The sequence below is a fragment of the Enterobacter cloacae complex sp. 397G4 genome, assembly GCF_050031515.1.
In the GTDB taxonomy this organism is placed as follows: Bacteria; Pseudomonadota; Gammaproteobacteria; order Enterobacterales; family Enterobacteriaceae; genus Enterobacter; species Enterobacter hormaechei_C.
In genome coordinates, this window is the sequence record NZ_JBLGWE010000001.1 from 2,759,190 (window position 1) to 2,777,734 (window position 18,545).

General features: G+C 52.4%; 15 protein-coding genes and 1 pseudogene. All 16 read right to left on the reverse strand.

The genetic code is table 11. The features are described from left to right. The 16 genes and pseudogenes from ACQG1Y_RS13315 to tssH all read right to left on the reverse strand — a co-directional run bounded on the left by ACQG1Y_RS13315 (position 1) and on the right by tssH (position 18,517). A complete protein-coding gene (locus tag ACQG1Y_RS13315) occupies positions 1-441 on the reverse strand; it encodes a DcrB-related protein (RefSeq protein ID WP_368740614.1) in 441 nt (146 codons plus the stop codon). 73 nt (positions 442-514) lie between these two features. Further along, positions 515-1,591 (reverse strand): hypothetical protein, encoded by a 1,077-nt coding sequence (locus tag ACQG1Y_RS13320; RefSeq protein WP_063134679.1) that lies wholly within the window; start codon positions 1,589-1,591, stop codon positions 515-517. A gap of 3 nt (positions 1,592-1,594) precedes the next feature. Next, positions 1,595-2,149, reverse strand: coding sequence for a hypothetical protein (locus ACQG1Y_RS13325; RefSeq protein WP_074133762.1), 555 nt, complete (start codon positions 2,147-2,149; stop codon positions 1,595-1,597). A gap of 75 nt (positions 2,150-2,224) precedes the next feature. Next, positions 2,225-2,737: a hypothetical protein gene (locus ACQG1Y_RS13330; protein ID WP_063134681.1), complete on the reverse strand. Its 513-nt coding sequence runs from the start codon at positions 2,735-2,737 to the stop codon at positions 2,225-2,227. Then, entirely contained in the window at positions 2,718-5,258 is a 2,541-nt protein-coding gene (locus tag ACQG1Y_RS13335; RefSeq protein WP_063134682.1) for a type VI secretion system Vgr family protein, read from the reverse strand. The genes ACQG1Y_RS13330 and ACQG1Y_RS13335 overlap by 20 nt, the downstream gene beginning before the upstream one ends. 159 nt (positions 5,259-5,417) lie before the next feature. Further along, complete coding sequence (gene tri1, locus ACQG1Y_RS13340; RefSeq protein ID WP_063134683.1) at positions 5,418-6,518, reverse strand: ADP-ribosylarginine hydrolase Tri1; 1,101 nt, start codon at positions 6,516-6,518, stop codon at positions 5,418-5,420. A gap of 38 nt (positions 6,519-6,556) precedes the next feature. Further along, positions 6,557-6,937, reverse strand: coding sequence for an immunity protein Tsi6 family protein (locus tag ACQG1Y_RS13345; protein ID WP_022651396.1), 381 nt, complete (start codon positions 6,935-6,937; stop codon positions 6,557-6,559). Between the two features lie 80 nt (positions 6,938-7,017). Beyond that, positions 7,018-7,341: pseudogene (locus ACQG1Y_RS13350) on the reverse strand (ADP-ribosylglycohydrolase family protein); the annotation flags it as partial. A 63-nt stretch (positions 7,342-7,404) separates the two neighbouring features. Beyond that, positions 7,405-8,478, reverse strand: coding sequence for a hypothetical protein (locus ACQG1Y_RS13355; protein WP_063134685.1), 1,074 nt, complete (start codon positions 8,476-8,478; stop codon positions 7,405-7,407). Positions 8,479-8,500: 22 nt separating this feature from the next. Beyond that, on the reverse strand, positions 8,501-8,935 hold the full coding sequence (locus ACQG1Y_RS13360; RefSeq protein ID WP_022651399.1) for a hypothetical protein: 435 nt from the start codon (positions 8,933-8,935) through the stop codon (positions 8,501-8,503). A 24-nt stretch (positions 8,936-8,959) separates the two neighbouring features. Further along, entirely contained in the window at positions 8,960-10,015 is a 1,056-nt protein-coding gene (locus ACQG1Y_RS13365; RefSeq protein ID WP_063134686.1) for a PAAR domain-containing protein, read from the reverse strand. Positions 10,016-10,037: 22 nt separating this feature from the next. Further along, positions 10,038-11,996 (reverse strand): type VI secretion system Vgr family protein, encoded by a 1,959-nt coding sequence (locus ACQG1Y_RS13370; protein ID WP_063134687.1) that lies wholly within the window; start codon positions 11,994-11,996, stop codon positions 10,038-10,040. A 197-nt stretch (positions 11,997-12,193) separates the two neighbouring features. Next, a complete protein-coding gene (locus ACQG1Y_RS13375; protein WP_032103586.1) occupies positions 12,194-12,940 on the reverse strand; it encodes an ankyrin repeat domain-containing protein in 747 nt (248 codons plus the stop codon). A gap of 11 nt (positions 12,941-12,951) precedes the next feature. Further along, positions 12,952-14,418 (reverse strand): hypothetical protein, encoded by a 1,467-nt coding sequence (locus ACQG1Y_RS13380; RefSeq protein ID WP_063134688.1) that lies wholly within the window; start codon positions 14,416-14,418, stop codon positions 12,952-12,954. A gap of 25 nt (positions 14,419-14,443) precedes the next feature. Next, positions 14,444-15,877, reverse strand: a complete 1,434-nt coding sequence (locus ACQG1Y_RS13385) for a serine/threonine protein kinase (RefSeq protein WP_047719480.1) — start codon at positions 15,875-15,877, stop codon at positions 14,444-14,446. A 24-nt stretch (positions 15,878-15,901) separates the two neighbouring features. Next, positions 15,902-18,517 carry a type VI secretion system ATPase TssH gene (gene tssH, locus ACQG1Y_RS13390; protein ID WP_368740613.1) on the reverse strand — a complete coding sequence of 872 codons (2,616 nt, stop codon included), beginning with the start codon at positions 18,515-18,517 and terminating at the stop codon, positions 15,902-15,904. Positions 18,518-18,545 lie beyond the last annotated feature (28 nt).

Consider the following 18,545-nt stretch of genomic DNA (forward strand, 5'->3'; position numbering starts at 1 on the left):
TTACACATTCCGGTTGTCGTTTAGCGTCAGACTCTGCTTCAGTGCGCTCCAGCGCGCCTCGTCCTCTTCCGTAAAGGCTTTTAAGGCCGAGAGGGTAAAAATCATCAGTACCGGTTTGCCTGGCGTCTGCACGGCCAGCTGTTTTTGCCACAGGCGCTGGCCGTTACGGTCAAAGGTGGTCTCAACTTCTACCCCATCAATGTTGCCGGCAGGCCCGGCTTTTACGTGCTGAAATTCGCTCTGGGCGATCTCACCCATCTGATGACGCAGCACGTCCCACTGGCGGTGAAACTCTTGTTCGTAGTCGCTGCCATGCGGGATAACGCCGCGGCTGACCACCACGGACAGCCCGCTTTCGTCATCGCGAATAATGTTCATGCTGTTGTCCTGCCAGGCGGCAGGAAAAAGGGTAAAGGAACCTTCCTGGAGGGTGTATTTCATCGGTGAACTCGGGATGATTAATATTGTGAGAAACAAAAGAGGCCAATCCGTGCTGGCCTTTTGGCGGGCTGTTTTATTTAAGCCACTGGCCTGACTGTTCGACTAAAACATGACTGCCTTTGCTGACAACCAATTTCACAAGTGCATACGTTACGGTGTAAACGGTCTCGCCATTCTTGTACGTTGAGCCGATTATTTTACCTGCGGAGTCGTGCAACGTTTTTCCCCTTAAGGAGATCGTACTGTTATCGCTTTTGCGCACGCCGAGATAGGCCATCTGGTCACATTCGCTATCAAAATGACCGCACTTATTTATAAGAGAAATAGCGAACCTTTTGGTGTCCAGTTTTCTGGTTTCAGCGTTTTGAACCGAAGCGGCTTTACGTAACGTATAACGCTGCGGAGCATAATAATTTCCTTTTTGAGGAGGAGTAACTAAACGCCATTCCATCTCACTCCCCTTTATTTCCAGAACAGCCCGTCCGCCTGGGCCGCCAAATGATGAGTTGAACTCAACGTTGGCACGATTGCCAGCGATCGTACCGCTAAGATTTTGCTCATCATCTTCAGGGCAATCTATGCGGTTTCCTCTCTGGGAGATATAGCAATAAGAGCCGGTGATCCGGTTGCCTGATTCAGCTAACCGCAGTGTTAACGTCGAGTCGTTCTCGAATTCGCCAGCCCAGTCCCCGTCAAACGCGAGGCCTGCCTGGATGTTCGTTGCAAAATGCATCGCATTGAATCTGGCAGCCCATTGCTTAATATCGGCATGAATAACCGGGCTATTATCAGAAGACTGGTAATGAATAACGTCCGACTCCGGAACCACCCAGGCCGCAAATATTTTGCCGTCAGGATCGATGACCAGCGCTGACGCATTCTCCTGGCAGAGATCCTTTAGCCAGCCTTCGACAAACAATCCTCCACCTGTGGTGGTATGCGGTTCACCGAAGACATCAAAGTTATCAATAAAGGTCTGGTAATGATTTCCCAGCGTCTTCCTGAGATTGTCTGTCACTTCGCTAACGTTAATGATGCGATTTACCGTATTGAGGTTATTGTATTGCGATAATTCAAGCGCAGTTGACGTTTTACCTACGCCTGCCCATAAAGCAGTGAACAATACGACTGCCAGAAATTTCTTGGTCATAAATCACTCTAAAGAATCATTATCGTAATTCATTGTTATTTTTACAACCTTACTGTCTTTAACCTCAAAAGAGAGTAATTTCTTACCCAATTCATAGGAAACCCACTGCTCCCCGGAATCATTTTCGACCTGGCCACCACCATATGTTTTATTAAGTTCATTTAATGTTGAACCAATATGGATCCCGCGAGCTGTTTTGCTATCCGTAGTAGTTAGCGTAATCTGCGCCACAATATAATCGTCAACACTTCGCTCGGTTTTATCCCACCAGAGATTGGAACTGAATATTTTTAACCCAGTCTTCTGATGCTGGTAGAATTTATAGTTCGTTCCGTCAAAAGGAACCTCACCGACAAAACTACCTTCCACAGAAAGTGCAATTTTACGCGCAACCTCAGGAGTCCATCTATCGCCCAGTGCCAAAATCTGGTCTTTTATCTGCAGAGAAAAATCCTCTTTAGCCAGACTGGGCGGCATAGTCTGAGCTACTACTTCATAACTACTCAGAAAGGTAGACATGAGGGTAAAAAAAAGAGAGACAGAAAGGCTTTTTTTCACGTTAATCGTCATTTGCTGGATAAATATTATGCTACTCACCACTTTAAAAAGCGGTGAGTAATGAAATAAGCATTTTTAGTCAGCGCTAATAGCGATCCCACCCAAACAGTCAGGTTTTTTTACCGTGAAACTGAAGCTTATTTTTTGTCCATTCATATCCTTTGGCGCTGTATAACTGGTCACTTCGTTCTCCGAACGGCCTCGCGGATAATCAGTTAACGTCAGTTGCGGATAATGTTTTTTAACCGTGTCGAGAGTGATGCACTGGCCGGACGGTGAAAAATTCAGTAACGGTGCCATACCTTCACTTTCTTTACTTAAACGTAAATCAATTGCAGTAATGTTCGTTCCATCCGCCAGTTTGATATCGTCGGCATTGTAGAAATTGATATATTCATTCTGTTTCGTTAGCTTGAATGACAACGGAGCGTTATCCAGACTGTTAACGGACAACGTTTTGAGTGATGCGCTCATTTCTGTAATGAACTGCCAAAGATCCTGTTTTTGCATGTTACCTCCTGCCATTCCCGTCGTTAATAAAGCCGCAAGCACCGCACCCGTTTTTAGACTATGGATAATTTTTATCATACCAACCGCCATAATAATCTTCGTAATATTGCCCTGTGGTAGACGTTTGTTCGCCTTTGCCAAAGATACGGCCTATCTGCGTACGCGCTTCACTTTCCTTTATAGCCCCACGTTCGAGAGAATCATAGATACGATTATATTGTGTCTGATTTGCTGGATTGCCTGCAATACCGATATCCCCACCCTTGTTGGCTATGATTTCGCGTTGGACCCGGATATTGTTCAACGTTGCAGCGCCTTCATCACTGAGTGTGCTGTTGAGATAGGCGTCGCGCGAAGAAAAATCAATGTTGGGTTCATATAAAGCGTGACCACTTTCATGTGACAGAGACTGAACGACTGCATTCGGGTTACCGAGCTCATTTTTATCAACGGTAATAACGCGCTTTTGACGATTGGCAAACGTCCCCTTGCCTGCTTCACCTTCTTCAAATGTCCAGCCTCGTTTCTTTAACGTAGCTATGTCATTTTTCATAGTAGGTGATTTATCGACAAGACTATCTACATCCTTTCCATATCCGCTTGAAGGAACATTGGATGCTTGAGGCGTAGCGTTTTTAGAGGTTTCGGCAGGTGCGCTGGCAGCCACACCAGCCTTACTCTCCTTTCCCGGCGCAAATTTCTCCTGCACCGCCGCATCAATATCCCCTTTATGCCCTGACCCCGGTGCCGTGGTGCCCGGTTTTGTGCCAGAGGTATTCAGGTGCAGCTTACCGCCCGTGGTGATATAACCATCCCCTTCCACAAAGAAATTAAACTCTTTGCCGATCAGGTTAATCTTGCCGTTAGCATTCAGTTCAATGGCGCTTTCACCGGAGACCAGCCGCAGCTTCGTCCCGGAAGCAATAACATACTGCTCTACCGCCGCATCCAGCTTGCCTTTACCCGTCAGGATCTCGGTTCCGCCTTTCACGGCCTGGATCTGATTAGCCTCCACGCGATGCAGCTCATTTTTCTTCACGTAATGGCTGCGTGCGCCGCCAACGGTGTGCGTTTCATCATTCTTGACGCTGGTGTCCATATTACGCTCGGCCTGGATCCACACCTGCTCTGCGCCCGCCTTGTCCTCAAAGCGCAGGGCGTTGGCGTTGTCGACTGAACCGTCTTTCGTGCGGCTCATAAAGCCCATCTGCGTCGCGGCAGCCGGCAGCGCCCACGGCGGCATGCTTGCTTCGTTATAGACACGACCAGTGATAATCGGACGGTCCGGGTCGCCGTTGATAAAGTCCACCACCACCTCATCGCCGACGCGCGGGATCTGCACCCCGCCGTAGCCCTGGCCCGCCCAGGCGCTCGACACGCGCACCCAGCAGGAGCTGGTGTCATCGCCTTTCGCCAGACGGTCCCAGTGGAACTTCACCTTCACCCGGCCGTATTTGTCCGTCCAGATACTCTCGCCCTGCGGCCCGACCACTTTCGCCGTCTGCGGGCCGTAGGTGCGCGGCCACGCCGTGCTCTGCGCCGGACGGTAGGACACCGACGCCGGGATAACGGTGAAATCGGTGCGGTGAATGGTTTCCCCCTCACCGCTCGCGTAGCGGTTCTCCTCGAAGTGGTAACCCGCCGCCGTCACCAGATACTCGCCGTTGTCACTGAAGAACGGCGCGTTGGTCAGGGTAAAGATGTGGCCCGGCGCAATGCCCGCCGCCGTGGCCGTCGCCTGAATCTGCTGATGCTCCACCTGCCAGCGCTCCTGACGGATGCGGGCGTAGAACTCCGCATGCCCTGTCTCCACAAAGCGGCCCGGCCAGTCGTACACGTCGATGCTGCCCGGCTTCGGGGACGCCGGGTTCTGCTGCGCCTGGAACAGCCACGCGTTCGGCTTGCGGAAGTCATAGTCGTCGAGGCTGTAAATTCCCGGCGTGACGCTGTCCTCCAGCGCCCACTGGCTGATGCCCTCTTCATCCGTACTGCCACCGGACGGCGTCTGATGGTAAGGAATGACCTCATAGCCGCTGAACGGCTGGTGCTGGGTGGCGGCGTCGGTCAGTACCAGAGTGTGTTTGTCGGCCTCGTGGCTGAAGTAGTACGCAATCCCCTCCAGCTCCATCAGGCGGCTGATAAAGTCCAGGCTCGATTCCTGATACTGCACGCAGTAGTCCCACACCCGGTAGCTGCCGGTAAGTTTGTCTTCGAGGTTAACCTGATGCTCACCCAGCAGAGTTTTGACAATCTGCGGTACCGTCTGGCCCTGGAAGATACGCAGGTTACGGTCGCGCTTCATCGGCCACAGGTCCGGCTCCACCGTCAGCTGGTACACCGCGTAGCGGGTGCCCGTCAGCTCCACGGCGCTCACCGCCACGCGCGTCACCTTGCCGTTGATATAGCGGGGGGTGAGCAGGTTCTGCGTGGGGATGGTCACCGTGACCGGCTGGCCCAGCAGCTTGCTGCGGTCAATGCGCGCGTCCGTACCAAGCAGGGTCAGCGTCAGCGCGAACGACTCGGACATCGCCTCACGGCCGGAGAGTTTCCAGAAAAGCAGCCCCTCAACCGGGAGCTGGACGGTAATTCGGTTGAGCATAATCTTTATTCCACTATGGACGAATCTCAGTGCCAGAAGTTAACTCATCTCAGTATGCAAAGCGGAAACGCCGTTGATGTGATAATGAGTAGCTGTAAGATTGACTTCGCTTGCCACAAAATAAAACTACTTTTCCTGTAGTTTCATTGAGATAAAAAGTTATAAGAAAGTGTCTTCGGGGGCTCTATCGAACAATTCACCAGCCATTTTGGCGATACGTTCATGTTGTACAAGATTGTTTTTCCACTCCTGCGGAATACCGGAATAACCATATAATGCTCCAGCTATTTGTCCCGCCGTCGCCGCAACGCTGTCAGCATCATCGGCAAGGTTGGCTGCCAGCAGAATGGCATCACGGAAATTATCCGTATTCCATACGGACCACATCGCGGCTTCAAGCGTATCGATAACATAACCACTTGAACGAATCTGATCGCGAGTTTTTTGCTTATATTCACCCGCGTTGATAATCATTACGCGTGGCTGAAGCGGCATAACGTGCGGAGAAAAAACAAAATCTTTATTGCTACCGTTAATCATATGCACAAGCAAATAACTTAAATACTGCGTGCTATTGATTGCTTCCGCGGCACCGTGTGTTGCGATACATTGTTTTTTAGCTTCATAAAACGCTTTGCTTAATGACTTTCTAAAAAAAATAGAGACAGGGGCTTGTCTGATAATGGAAGCATTACCCGCAGTTTCTGGAGCAGTATTGCCGCTCCATCCTGGGCCAATTGTTAAATATTGCTCTAAAGCAAATCGCGTTGTATTACCTATATCAAAACAGACGCCATTTGAACTGTTATAACCATGCTGATACCATTCCAGAAGCTTATTCCTGAAACATATAGTATCAGCATCGCCTTTCTCAAGAAGCGTTTCCGCAAGACATAATGCCATGGATGTATCATCCGTCCATTCGCCTGCACGAAGTTGAAATGGCCCACCTCCTGTCATATCTTTGACGTATGCTCTGTCACGCGGTAAAAATTCGAGCGTGGTACCTACAGCATCTCCAACAGCAAGACCAATAAGCGTACCTACCGCACGATCCCGTGATTGCGCTAGTGAGATATTACATGGTAGTGGTAAATCCCATTGTTTTTGTACATCACTATTTGAGGATGATTCTAATGGCTTATTATCATAAGTATACTGCATCCTTCGCTGGACTGAAGGTCTGCTAATGGGTAAGTATTTACGATATCTATCAACATATTTTAACAAGGCATTTAAATCAGCATGTAAGTCAATCACCTTTCACCCATAATAAAAAATATTATTCATATGAAATACTAAAATTCATCAGGGAATTTCTTCATGAGGTTTTGTTTCTTTTTATTATAGTTGGTATCGACCTCATGCGGCAGCCTAACCTTTAACCCTCGGCGGATTTGATCCACAATAAACCAGGCATCTGACAACCTTTCAAAAAACAACTCATCAGAATGATCAAACTCCTTCCCTGCATACATACCGAACGTCATATCCCATAATTTCGCTCTATCCTTTTCCTTGCCTTCGATTAAATCCCGTAGAAATAATAATTGTTGTACAATAGAGTCGTACATTTGCAAAAGCGGGGATTGGGGATCACGATTCTTGACGTCTGCATATCTTTTCTGTGCTAAAGTTAATGCTCTATCAACGTAACCAAACATTGTCATTTCATTCATTGCAGTAGATTCAGTTAACTAAAAATTCCATACTTGATCGCAAGTCATCATATGCCCTCGCTTACCCTTGATAATTCTAACTATAAAAAATTATCCTCAGGTGCTCTATCGAATAGTTTACCCGCCATTGTGGCAATACGTTCGTGTTGTACGAGTTTATCTTTCCAGTCCTGCGGGATAGCGGAATAACCATACAACGCCCCCGCTATTTGTCCCACCGTCGCCGCAACGCTGTCAGCATCATCGGCAAGATTGGCGGCCAGCAGAATGGCATCACGGAAATTATCCGTATTCCATACGGACCACATCGCAGCCTCAAGCGTATCGATAACATAACCACTTGAACGAATCTGATCGCGAGTTTTTTGCTTATATTCACCCGCGTTTATGGTCATGTTTCTGTGCAACAAAAATAAAACCACATTTCTGTGGTTCTATTTAGATGGCCATGAATTAACTTTGACAGCTCATCGTTTTTCTATGCGAAACGTAGAAAGAATGATTTCCATACATCGTTTATTGGTTTCGTAATAATAATCCCGATGATTACGATGGGGCCCAACCACCTCAACGTAACACCATAAATCATTAATTTTGAAGATACGCATGTCGTAATAAGCCCTGATATTCTCAGCAGCGCTGACAACCTCTCCAGTACAGCTATAAAGATCGCCTGTAAACGTGAGATTGATATCATTTGGAATGCTGGCAATGTCCGACGTCGCAAGAGAGACCGCACTATCGTAACGGTTAAAACGCGCAGTTGCTTCTTCGAAAATAGCCTGCGCAGAAGTATAATCAGTCTGACGGAAAAGACAGAAATTAATCACTCCATGGTTGACATTAGCTAACGTGTGTTCAATTACCAGACGATTATCATCTAGTGTACTCACCTGCCATGAATCCGGAATTTTAAATCCACTGTCATTTTTGTTGCTAAGGCTAACTGTTTTCAACAGTTCTGAAAGCATCATATTGCTGCGATGCATTAAATCCCAGTTGATAGCAATCAGGAAAATAGTATCGGCGATCGAGTTGTAATCCTTAGAACCACAAGCCGTTTTCAAAAGGAAGTAATTCCCTCCACCATTTACAGGATTATAATCCTTTTGCACCGTATACCGTGAAACGACCTCATCACCCGATGGCATCTTTTTAATGGACAGGATATCCGCAAATTTCCCACTTCCTGAAGGATGCGTAATTATCCTCTGGCTCAGTACTTTCTCGCCCATTAAGTCGAGCTTATTGATAAGCCAGTCTGACGCATTCATCTCCCACTGGCAGTGTTCATACGCAGCCCAGACTTCAATATAGGGGCCGGTGTCATCGGCGATGTATCGTCCAATATTCGTCAGTCCAACCTCCTGAAACGTGACCGGTTTTAATTCTGCTGGCTTAACATTCTGTGGTAACAGTAGCCAGTAATGGAACATCTCTTTTTCTCCGGAGGTATAGAGACATTTCCAGAATTTTTCCCGAATCTCTTTTTCCTGATCCTTCATCTCGAGAGGAAAAAGATATTTTTTTTCAGTAACCATAATGCAACCTCACTCGTCGCGCTTACTTAAGCCATAAACCCGAAAACATAAGGAAGCTTCCGAGGGTAATTAAGCTTTTAGCAAAGATAAGTAAGCCAGGCGCCACGGCACGTGTCATAGACGATAATTTTTCATAATTTTCTGCGTTGTATCTTTTGTGCCCCCCCATAATCCCGGAAAATAACGTGCACAGCAGGACTACTGTGACCTTTAATCCCCAGACGCACAGGAAAGACATGGATAAGATGATCGAATAATGTTTGGCCGTTGCGACGGAAAATAATGACATTGACTGAGCAAGCCATTTCAACGTAAAGCCAATGACGACTGTAGCCACTAGCACCAGAACGAACATCAACCCAGCCAGGAGCCATTGTTTTTTGTTAAATAAATCTTTTCCATTCCAGATTAGCGCTAGCGTCCAGATCATAAAGAGAATAAAGAAAAACCAATGCATCACAACGTTCCCCATTTACACATTTTAATCTCCTATCAGGACTGTAACACAGCCCGTCTTAATCACACCATCGCCACTGCCCACCGCTGGGGACGGCTTACTTTCATCATCGTCATAAATCCAGTCAAGGATCGGTTTGAGAGCCAATTTGATACTGGCATCCCCTCCCAGACCAAGCGCCGCTGCAAGCTCACCTGACACCTTGAGGTTAAATGAATAATCTGTACTATCAATCCAGGTTCCCACGCCAGCAGAAGCGCCAGCGCTCCCTGCACTCCCTGAAAGTTTGCCATCGGCAACGACTACGCCATAAAAATCGGCTTTAGCCGTCGCTTCTCCTTTGACCGCCGCTGCTTCTGCGCCAAGTTCCACATTAAAACCATAACGTCCTTTATTACCGTCGTACATTTCACTGACAGCCTTCGCTTCAGCGGTTGCCAGATACACGTCCCCACCAACCCCGCCGTATTGCTCCCCTTCTTTTCCAATGCTACCCGAGGCGCCATATTGTATCGCGGTAGCGTTAGCATTGAGGTTGATAGCCCCGTAATCGGCCCTATCTGTCACTAACGTGCCGCTGGCATTCGCCACCCCTACTTTTGTACGAACCTCGCCTTTATATTTATCCTGGCTTTTTGTATTCCCGACCGTGATATCGGCAAGCGCGAATCCGGCTGAAGCCGTATCGGGTTTTCCAAAGCCGGATTTATCTTCGAGACTTGCATAGGCGCCGAGCACCCGGGCGTCGTAAACATCACCATGTATAGCACCATCTTTACCCGCATCCTTCGCCGCCGTTCCTCCCCAATATTGCGGAGGTGCAGGTTGAGTGGTTGCGACCGCAGGGGTCGCTGAAGTATTGCAACCCGTCTTGTCGCCTTCCCTGGCGAGAGGTAAACCGTTCACAAATACCGTTGTTGAACCGCTGAGAATACTTCCCTGACCATGTTGAGAACATGAAAGCGGGTCGCCTTTTCGTGCCGCCGGAAATCCGCCAATAATTACGTTGGGACTTCCGCTTTGAATTGGGCCAGTATGTGCGCTGGAATCAATGCGCGCTCTGGCGGCTGGTTTTCCCATAATAGCGTTCTCTGTACGCAGATTAACTGTTAACTTTTACAATCGCGCCCTTAATATCGGTAAGGTTAGTTCCCGTTATACTCACCGTATCATTTGCCTTGAGCTCGGTATTGATCCCATCACCCAGTTTTGTAAGCTCTTCACCTTTGAAGATGGCTTGTTCCACAGCCTCTGCTTTGAGGTTGCCTTGGCCTACGTGAATCTCAATGGTATCTGGGGCGATCAGAATATAGTTGTCTTTAACTTTGAGTTTAATCGTGGTTACAGATTCCAGCAGCGCGTTACCTTCTTTATCCATGGTCAAGACGGTTTGATCTTTCCCAACGTTTATAACGTGCTTGTTACCAATATTATGCGTTACATTATTACCTACATCTGATTTCTGGTTCCGCTTAATCGTTATATTCTCATCCTGTCCGATGGTTTTTCTACGATCGACACCGACATCATGAGTTTCAGAATTTTCAATATCCGTATCCATATTTTTTTCTGCATGGATCCAGATCTGCTCGTGCCCGGCTTTATCTTCAAAACGGAGAATATTGGCATTGTCTTTATGGCCATCTTTGCTGCGGCTATAAAAGCCCATCTGCGTCGCCGCAGCCGGCAGCGCCCACGGCGGCATGCTCGCGTCGTTGTACACGCGCCCGGTAATGATCGGACGGTCCGGGTCGCCGTTGATAAAGTCCACCACCACCTCATCGCCGACGCGCGGGATCTGCACCCCGCCGTAGCCCTGGCCCGCCCAGGCGCTCGACACGCGCACCCAGCAGGAGCTGGTGTCATCGCCCTTCGCCAGACGGTCCCAGTGGAACTTCACCTTCACGCGGCCATATTTGTCCGTCCAGATACTCTCGCCCTGCGGCCCCACTACTTTGGCGGTCTGCGGGCCGTAGGTGCGCGGCCACGCCGTGCTCTGCGCCGGACGGTACGACACCGACGCCGGGATAACGGTGAAATCGGTGCGGTGAATGGTTTCCCCCTCGCCGCTCGCGTAGCGGTTCTCCTCGAAGTGATAGCCCACCGCCGTCACCAGATACTCCCCGTTATCGCTGAAGAACGGCGCGTTGGTCAGGGTGAAGGTGTGGCCCGGCGCAATGCCCGCCGCCGTGGCCGTCGCCTGAATCTGCTGATGCTCAACCTGCCAGCGCTCCTGACGGATTCGGGCGTAGAACTCTCCATGGCCTGTCTCCACAAAGCGGCCCGGCCAGTCGTACACGTCGATGCTGCCCGGTTTCGGTGACGCCGGGTTCTGCTGCGCCTGAAAAAGCCACGCGTTCGGCTTGCGGAAGTCGTAGTCGTCGAGGCTGTAAATCCCCGGCGTCACGCTGTCCTCCAGTGCCCACTGACTGATCCCCTCTTCGTCAGTGCTGCCACCGGACGGCGTCTGGTGGTAAGGAATGACCTCATAGCCGCTGAACGGCTGATGCTGCGTCGCGGCGTCGGTCAGTACCAGGGTATGCTTGTCCGCCTCATGGCGGAAGTGATACGCAATCCCCTCCAGCTCCATCAGGCGGCTGATGAAGTCCAGGCTCGACTCCTGATACTGCACGCAGTAGTCCCACACCCGGTAGCTGCCGGTGAGTTTATCCTCAACGTTAACCTGATGCTCACCCAGCAGGGTTTTCACAATCTGCGGCACCGTCTGGCCCTGGAAGATCCGCAGGTTACGGTCGCGCTTCATCGGCCACAGGTCCGGCTCCACCGTCAGCTGGTACACCGCATAGCGGGTGCCCGTCAGCTCCACGGCGCTCACCGCCACGCGCGTCACCTTGCCGTTGATATAGCGGGGGGTAAGCAGGTTCTGCGTGGGGATGGTCACCGTGACCGGCTGGCCCAGCAGCCTGCTGCGGTCAATGCGCGCGTCTGTGCCGAGAAGGGTCAGCGTCAGCGCGAACGACTCGGACATCGCCTCGCGGCCGGAGACTTTCCAGAACAGCAGCCCCTCCACCGGGAGCTGGACGGTAATTCGGTTGAGCATAATCTTTATTCCGTAATGGTTTATGCTGGGAACGTTTATGAACGTAAAGCTAATTTCGACGAGGTGGTTTTGGATTGATGCAATGCTGGGTTGATTTGTCTGGAGGTACGAACTTTCGTTTTTATAAATCCAAAGAGTGCAGGCTTATGGAAACTCCGGAAAAAACCTTATCTATGGCTTTCATGAAAGTTGAGCAATCACTTAACCGGCGCAGGTGGCCACACGCCCCCTTTCTGAATAAGTTTCTCTTTTATTTCGTTTAACTTCTCGTATTGCTCACTGCCTCGATCAAGTCCACTCAGCGCGTCCGCAAGCGCATTGCTCATTGACCAGCCATTTTTAGCCTTAACTGACGGGTCCGCTCCACGATCGAGCAGTAACAAGACATGATCGTAAGCCTGGTTATCCAGCGCATCAAACACCAGCGTTTTACCCAGTGAATTGGTTGCATTGACGTCAGCTCCGCTATCGAGCATGGCTTCCAGCGTCTCTGTATTTTTCGCTTTTAGCGACTGGAAGATGATGGGTTCGTGGAAGACCTTATCTTTCACATTGGGCGAAAGGCCACCGTCCAGCATAGCGTTGATCCAGTCTGCGCTGTCCCCCTTCAGGGCAAATTCGGCAGGGCTGCTTTTTCCCTGCGGTCGAGGCTGGAGCGGATCTGCGCCGGCCTTAACAAGCAACGTAATCACCTTTAAATGGGGCGATGTTTTTTTATCATTAATCGCGTTGCCGATGGCCCAAAAAAGCAGGGTCATATCCTGCTTTCCCGGTTTATTAAGATCGCTTTCTGGTGCAAGCGTCTTCACCGCGTCGACATCACCTTCTTCAATCGCTTTCGCCAGTTCAAGCTGCTGACCGCTGAAGTAGTCCTGTGGATTAAGGTCCATATCCTGCTTACACCCCTGAATCATGAATAAAAAACATAACGCGACAAAAGCCATCAACCGTTTTTTCACAATCGACTCCCGATTATCGAAATATCCTCGTCCTTCTGTTGCTCTATGCAATCAATCGCCTGATTAATCCCGTGGCGGTCCAGCGCGCTTCCGGTTCCACCGGGAAGATCGTGGGGTATTCCGGCAGCATTAGGGCTCAGCGCAGAGATTTCCTCTTTGAGGATCCACGAAGGGACATGCCCTTTCATCGTTTTCAGATCCTCCCAGGGGTTAACTTCCTGAATCTTCGTCAGCAGCTCACCTTCAACCCGATAAGCCTGGATATTATCCGTACTGCCTAATATCTTGCCGCCGTATTTTTCTACGGTTCCGGCATTCAGGCCGGCGGCGTTGAACGTCCACCCCGCTTTCCCGCTGCCCATAGAGGTTGCAGAGGCGAGGCCACCGCCAAGGGAATGACCGGCAATATCAATATTCTGGCCTGACCTTGCCAGCTCCTTACCAATACTCACGGCCTTTTTATAATAATCTGAAGCCATACCCATGCCCTGTGAGAAGTTATTCGACCAGTCAGCCCCGTTTACCACCGGCGCCAGCTCCCCTTTGGTCAGTAAAGAGGAGACATTATCAGACAGAGAGGCGAAACCAGGCTCGCGCGATCCCCTGAATACCAGTGTGGGGTTCATATCTGTACCAAACACTTCCGGCTTCGGTTGATAGACGCGCGCCAGAAAATTGGGGGACGTATCATCGTCAAAGAGCATTGATTTGTTCAGCCCGAACTTTCCTAACAGCGCATCGTCATTACTGATATCAGTCCACCCCTCCGGCACGCCCGGTGTGGTTTCCAGCGGGTTCACGGTCTTATAAATATTTTCCGCAAGCTTCGCTTTTTCCACCGCGATATTATTCGCCGCCAGACGCTTCGCGGCGATCTGGGCATCCGGATAAAGGCTATTGCTCCCCTTCGCAATCAGATCTTTACGCGCCTGCCAGCGCTCTGCTTTGGTCATCTTCTGAAGCTGCCCGGCATAGGTTTTACCGTCCTTGCCCGGAGTAGGTTCATCCGGCACCTGTGCCGTTTTAGATTTCACCACCTGTTTTGGCAGTACCGTTGGCGCAGGGCGAGATCCGTACGTTCTCACCATGGTTTCGTAGCGGTCGACAATCGTACTCACCGGATACCAGCCCAGGCCGACCAGCGAGGCAGCCTGGAGTTGCCCTTTGGCATTGATGTAAAAAATTTCCGTTACTGATGACCAGTCACGAAAACTTTCGTCAATGCCAACCACTCTGCCCATCTCTAAATCCTGCGCGATCAGCGTGCGGGTATCGCGCCCGGACTGATAAGGATTCGCACCGGTGATCGTGCGCAACAGATCGTAGCGCGTGAAGAGCGAGCGCAGCGAATGGTCGGGAACCGACATAATCCACTGTCCGGCAACGGACGGGCGGATTATTTTCGCAAACAGCGCTGGCGAGACGTTCTCGTGGAACAGATAGACAAACTTGATGTTATACATTCGCTCCGTCCTGTTACCCGCAGGCTTACGGATTCACCAGCCAGGTGCCTGGCTTCGCAATATCCAGCGTCTGGGTACGCGTTCTTCCATTGCCTTCCAGTTCAATGCGGGTCTCGCCCGCAGGCAATTTCAGCGATGCGTAACCGTTATTGCCCGGACGCAGCGCTTTAGACTCGCCGTTCACCTTCAGCGTCTCGCCATCAAGCATGCGGATGTAGACCAGCGCGACCGGGCTGGCGTCGACAGGCGGCGCACTCTGCTGCGCCGTAGCAGGTGGCGCAACCGGCTCGCTCACGTCTGCCGTTGCCGGTCTGGTTTCCGCCTGGGCGGAGGTCTCAGCCGGAGGGCTCACGGCAGGCGTTTGCGCCGTCTGCGCTGGCGTTTCCTGACTGTCGCCGCCGAACAGCATCGCACCGGCAACCACCCCAACCAGCACGCCCGCGGCCACCAGCCCCGGAAGCTTGTAACGTCGCCAGTCCAGCGCGGAAGCAGATGTCTCCTCTTCCACCGGCACCAGCATCGTGCCGGTCTTCTTCGCGGTAAGCACCTCGTCGATACCGGCGACGGGCATCTCGATCAGCGCCGCGAACTCCTCAATGGATTGCGGACGGTCTTCCATATGCAGCGCCAGCGCCTTGTCGATGGCCTGTAGCAGCGGGATGGAATAGCCCTGCGGCATCAACTCCACCAGCGGTTTGCAGGTGTCCTGAATCGAGCGCACCACGCTGACCGGTGGCGGAGAGCCCACGATGAGGGTGCGCAATACGGCGCCGAGCGCGTAGATATCCGTCCACGGCCCCTGCTCGCTTTCATTGTCGTCGGTATACTGCTCGATAGGCGCGAAGCCCGGACGCAGCATGGTTTCCGTCTCATCCGAGAGATTACCGATGGTGCGGCGCGCCGATCCGAAATCGAGCAGCACCGGCAGGCCGTTATCCTGAATCTGAATGTTATCCAGCGAGATGTCGCGGTGTAGATAACCCTCGTCGTGGATCGTTTTGATGGCGCCGAAGAGCATTGGCAGCATGCGGCGGATCCACGCCTCGTTAATCAGCTCCGGTTTCTCTTCGCGCAGACGCGACAGCGTGGTACCGCTGTAAAACAGCGTCCCCATATAGGCCGTGTCGTTTTGCACCCAGAAACGCAGTACGTGCAGCAGGTTCGGGTGGTTAAAGCGCGCCAGCAGGCGGGCTTCCTGGATGAAGCTGTTCAGACCGGCAGAAAACGCTTTGCCGAAGCGCTCGCTGCGCAGCACCAGCGTCATATCCTCGCCGCGCACGGCGAGGGAGGAAGGCATGAATTCTTTGATAGCGATAGTGCGTTCGAGCTGGTGATCCCAGGCGCGATAGACGATGCCGAATCCGCCGCCGCCAATCACCTCTTTTATCTCAAACTCATTGAAACGGTACCCGACCGGGAGCGCGTTTGGGACAGTCCGATTGTTATCATTATCCGTCATCTTTTACAGTTCTCTTGATGATTATTACGCGGCAAACTGACAGTGGAACTCGCCCTGCTCGCAGGTGACATGCAGACGTCGGTACTGCTCGTCGCTGCGGCTGGCGGTAAGTAAAATCTGGCTCATCTGAGGCAGCAACGTATTGGTCAGAATCGCATCCACCATACGCCCGCCCGACTCAACCTCGGTACAGCGCTGAACAATCTGTTCGACCACGCTGTCGTCAAATTCAGAAATAATGTTGTGATTCTCTTCCAGACGACGCTGAATGCGCCTGAGCTGAAGACGCACAATCTGCCCCAGCATCTCGTCGCTCAGCGGGTAATACGGCACCACCAGCAGGCGGCCCAGCAGCGCAGGCGGGAACACCTCCAGCAGCGGCTGGCGCAGGGCGCCGCTTAACGCGTCAGGCTCCGGCATCAGTTCCGGGTCGGCGCACATGGCTGCGATCAGGTCGGTGCCGACGTTAGAGGTCAGAATAATAATGGTGTTACGGAAATCAATGTGACGCCCTTCGCCGTCCTCCATCCAGCCCTTGTCGAAGACCTGGAAGAAGATCTCGTGCACGTCCGGGTGCGCTTTTTCAATTTCATCCAGCAGCACCACGCTGTAGGGACGGCGGCGCACGGCCTCGGTTAAGACGCCGCCTTCACCATAGCCCACATAGCCCGGAGGCGCACCTTTTAACGTCGAAACGGTGTGCGCTTCCTGGAATTCACTCATGTTGATAGTAATGACGTTCTGCTCGCCGCCGTAAAGGGACTCCGCCAGCGCCAGCGCGGTTTCGGTTTTACCCACGCCGGATGGCCCGCAGAGCATGAATACGCCGACCGGTTTGTTCGGATCGTCAAGCTTCGCCCGCGAGGTTTTTACCCGACGGGCAATCAGATCCAGACCGTGACGCTGACCAATAACCCGCTGGTTCAGCGTGTCGGCCAGATTCAGCACCGCGTCGATCTCATTTTTCACCATCCGGCCCAGCGGGATCCCGGTCCAGTCTGAGACCACCGCAGCCACCACGTTCTCATCCACCGCGGCAAACAGCAGCGGTTCGTCACCCTGTAAGGTCTTCAGCGCCTGCTGCTGTTCTGCCAGCTGGCCGCGCAGTTCAGCCGTATCCTCATCACCCGCCGCAAACAGCGCGGCACGCAGACGGATAATCTCCTGCACCCGCGTGCGCTCTTCTTCCCAGCGACGGGCCAGAGCTTTGCGCTGGGTTTCGAACGCGTCACGTTCGGCGGTTAAGGCCGCCACACGCGCCGGATCGCCCGCCCCCACGCGCGCTTCGCGTTCAGCAATCTCCAGCTCCACGTCCAGGGCCGCCAGGTGACGCAGACAGTCTTCCAGCTGGGCAGGCGGCGCACTCTGGCTGACGGCCACGCGCGCGCAGGCGGTGTCCAGCAGCGCCACCGCTTTATCCGGCAGCTGACGCGCAGGAATATAGCGATGCGACAGTTTCACCGCCGCGCTGACCGCTTCGTCGAGAAGTAAAACCTGATGATGAGTTTCCAGCGGCGACACGGTGCCGCGCAGCATCAGCACGGCTTTGGCTTCGTCCGGCTCGTGAACCTGTACGGTCTGGAAACGGCGGGTCAGCGCCGGATCTTTCTCAATGTATTTTTTGTATTCCGCCCAGGTGGTCGCGCCGATGGTGCGCAGTTGCCCGCGCGCCAGGGCAGGTTTGAGCAGGTTAGCGGCATCGCCGGTGCCCTGTTGACCGCCTGCGCCAATCAGAGTGTGGATCTCATCGATAAACAGAATAATTGGCGTGGCGCTGGACTGCACCTCGTTAATCAGCGCCTGGAGGCGCGCCTCAAATTCCCCTTTCATGCCCGCGCCGGCCTGAAGCATGCCGATATCCAGCAGCCACAGCTGAACGTTTTGCAGCGGCTCCGGCACGTCGCCGTCAGCGATACGCAGCGCAAGCCCTTCCACCACCGCCGTTTTCCCGACGCCGGCTTCCCCGGTCAGCAGGGGGTTGTTCTGGCGACGACGCATCAGAATATCGACCATCTGGCGGATCTCTTCATCGCGCCCCACCACCGGGTCGATTTTCCCTTCCCGGGCGCGCGCCGTCAGATCCTGACCATACTGCGCCAGCGTACCCTGCGCAGCCGGTACGGCCCCGGCAGGCGCGTCCGCAGCGGCGGCGGCCTGCTGGCTCTCTTTGCTGCTGGCGCAAATGGCGTCGAACTGCTCGATCAGCACCTCGACGTTAAGACGGGTGAACTGCGCCGAAATGCTTTTCAGCACGTTAGCCAGATTCCACGTTTTCAGTATGCCGATCAGCAAATGGCCGCCGCGAATGCGGCTGACGCCAAACTTCAGCGAGCCGTAGACCCAGGCGCGCTCGACGGCGCTGTCGATATGCTCGGAAAGATCAGACACGGAACTCGCGCCACGCGGCAGGGCATCCAGCGCCGCCACGATATCGCGCGTCAGCTGCTGTTCATCAAGGGCGAAGTGACGGATGACCTGTTGCAGATCGCCATCTTGCTGCTGCATCAGCTGATGCAGCCAGTGCACCAGCTCAACGTACGGGTTGCCGCGCAGCTTACAAAAGGCAGTCGCGCTTTCCAGAGAGGTAAATAACAGCGTATCCAGTTTGCCGAAAAGCACGGCACGGCTAATTTCTGACATGTTAGTTTCCATTAACAATGATTCGGTA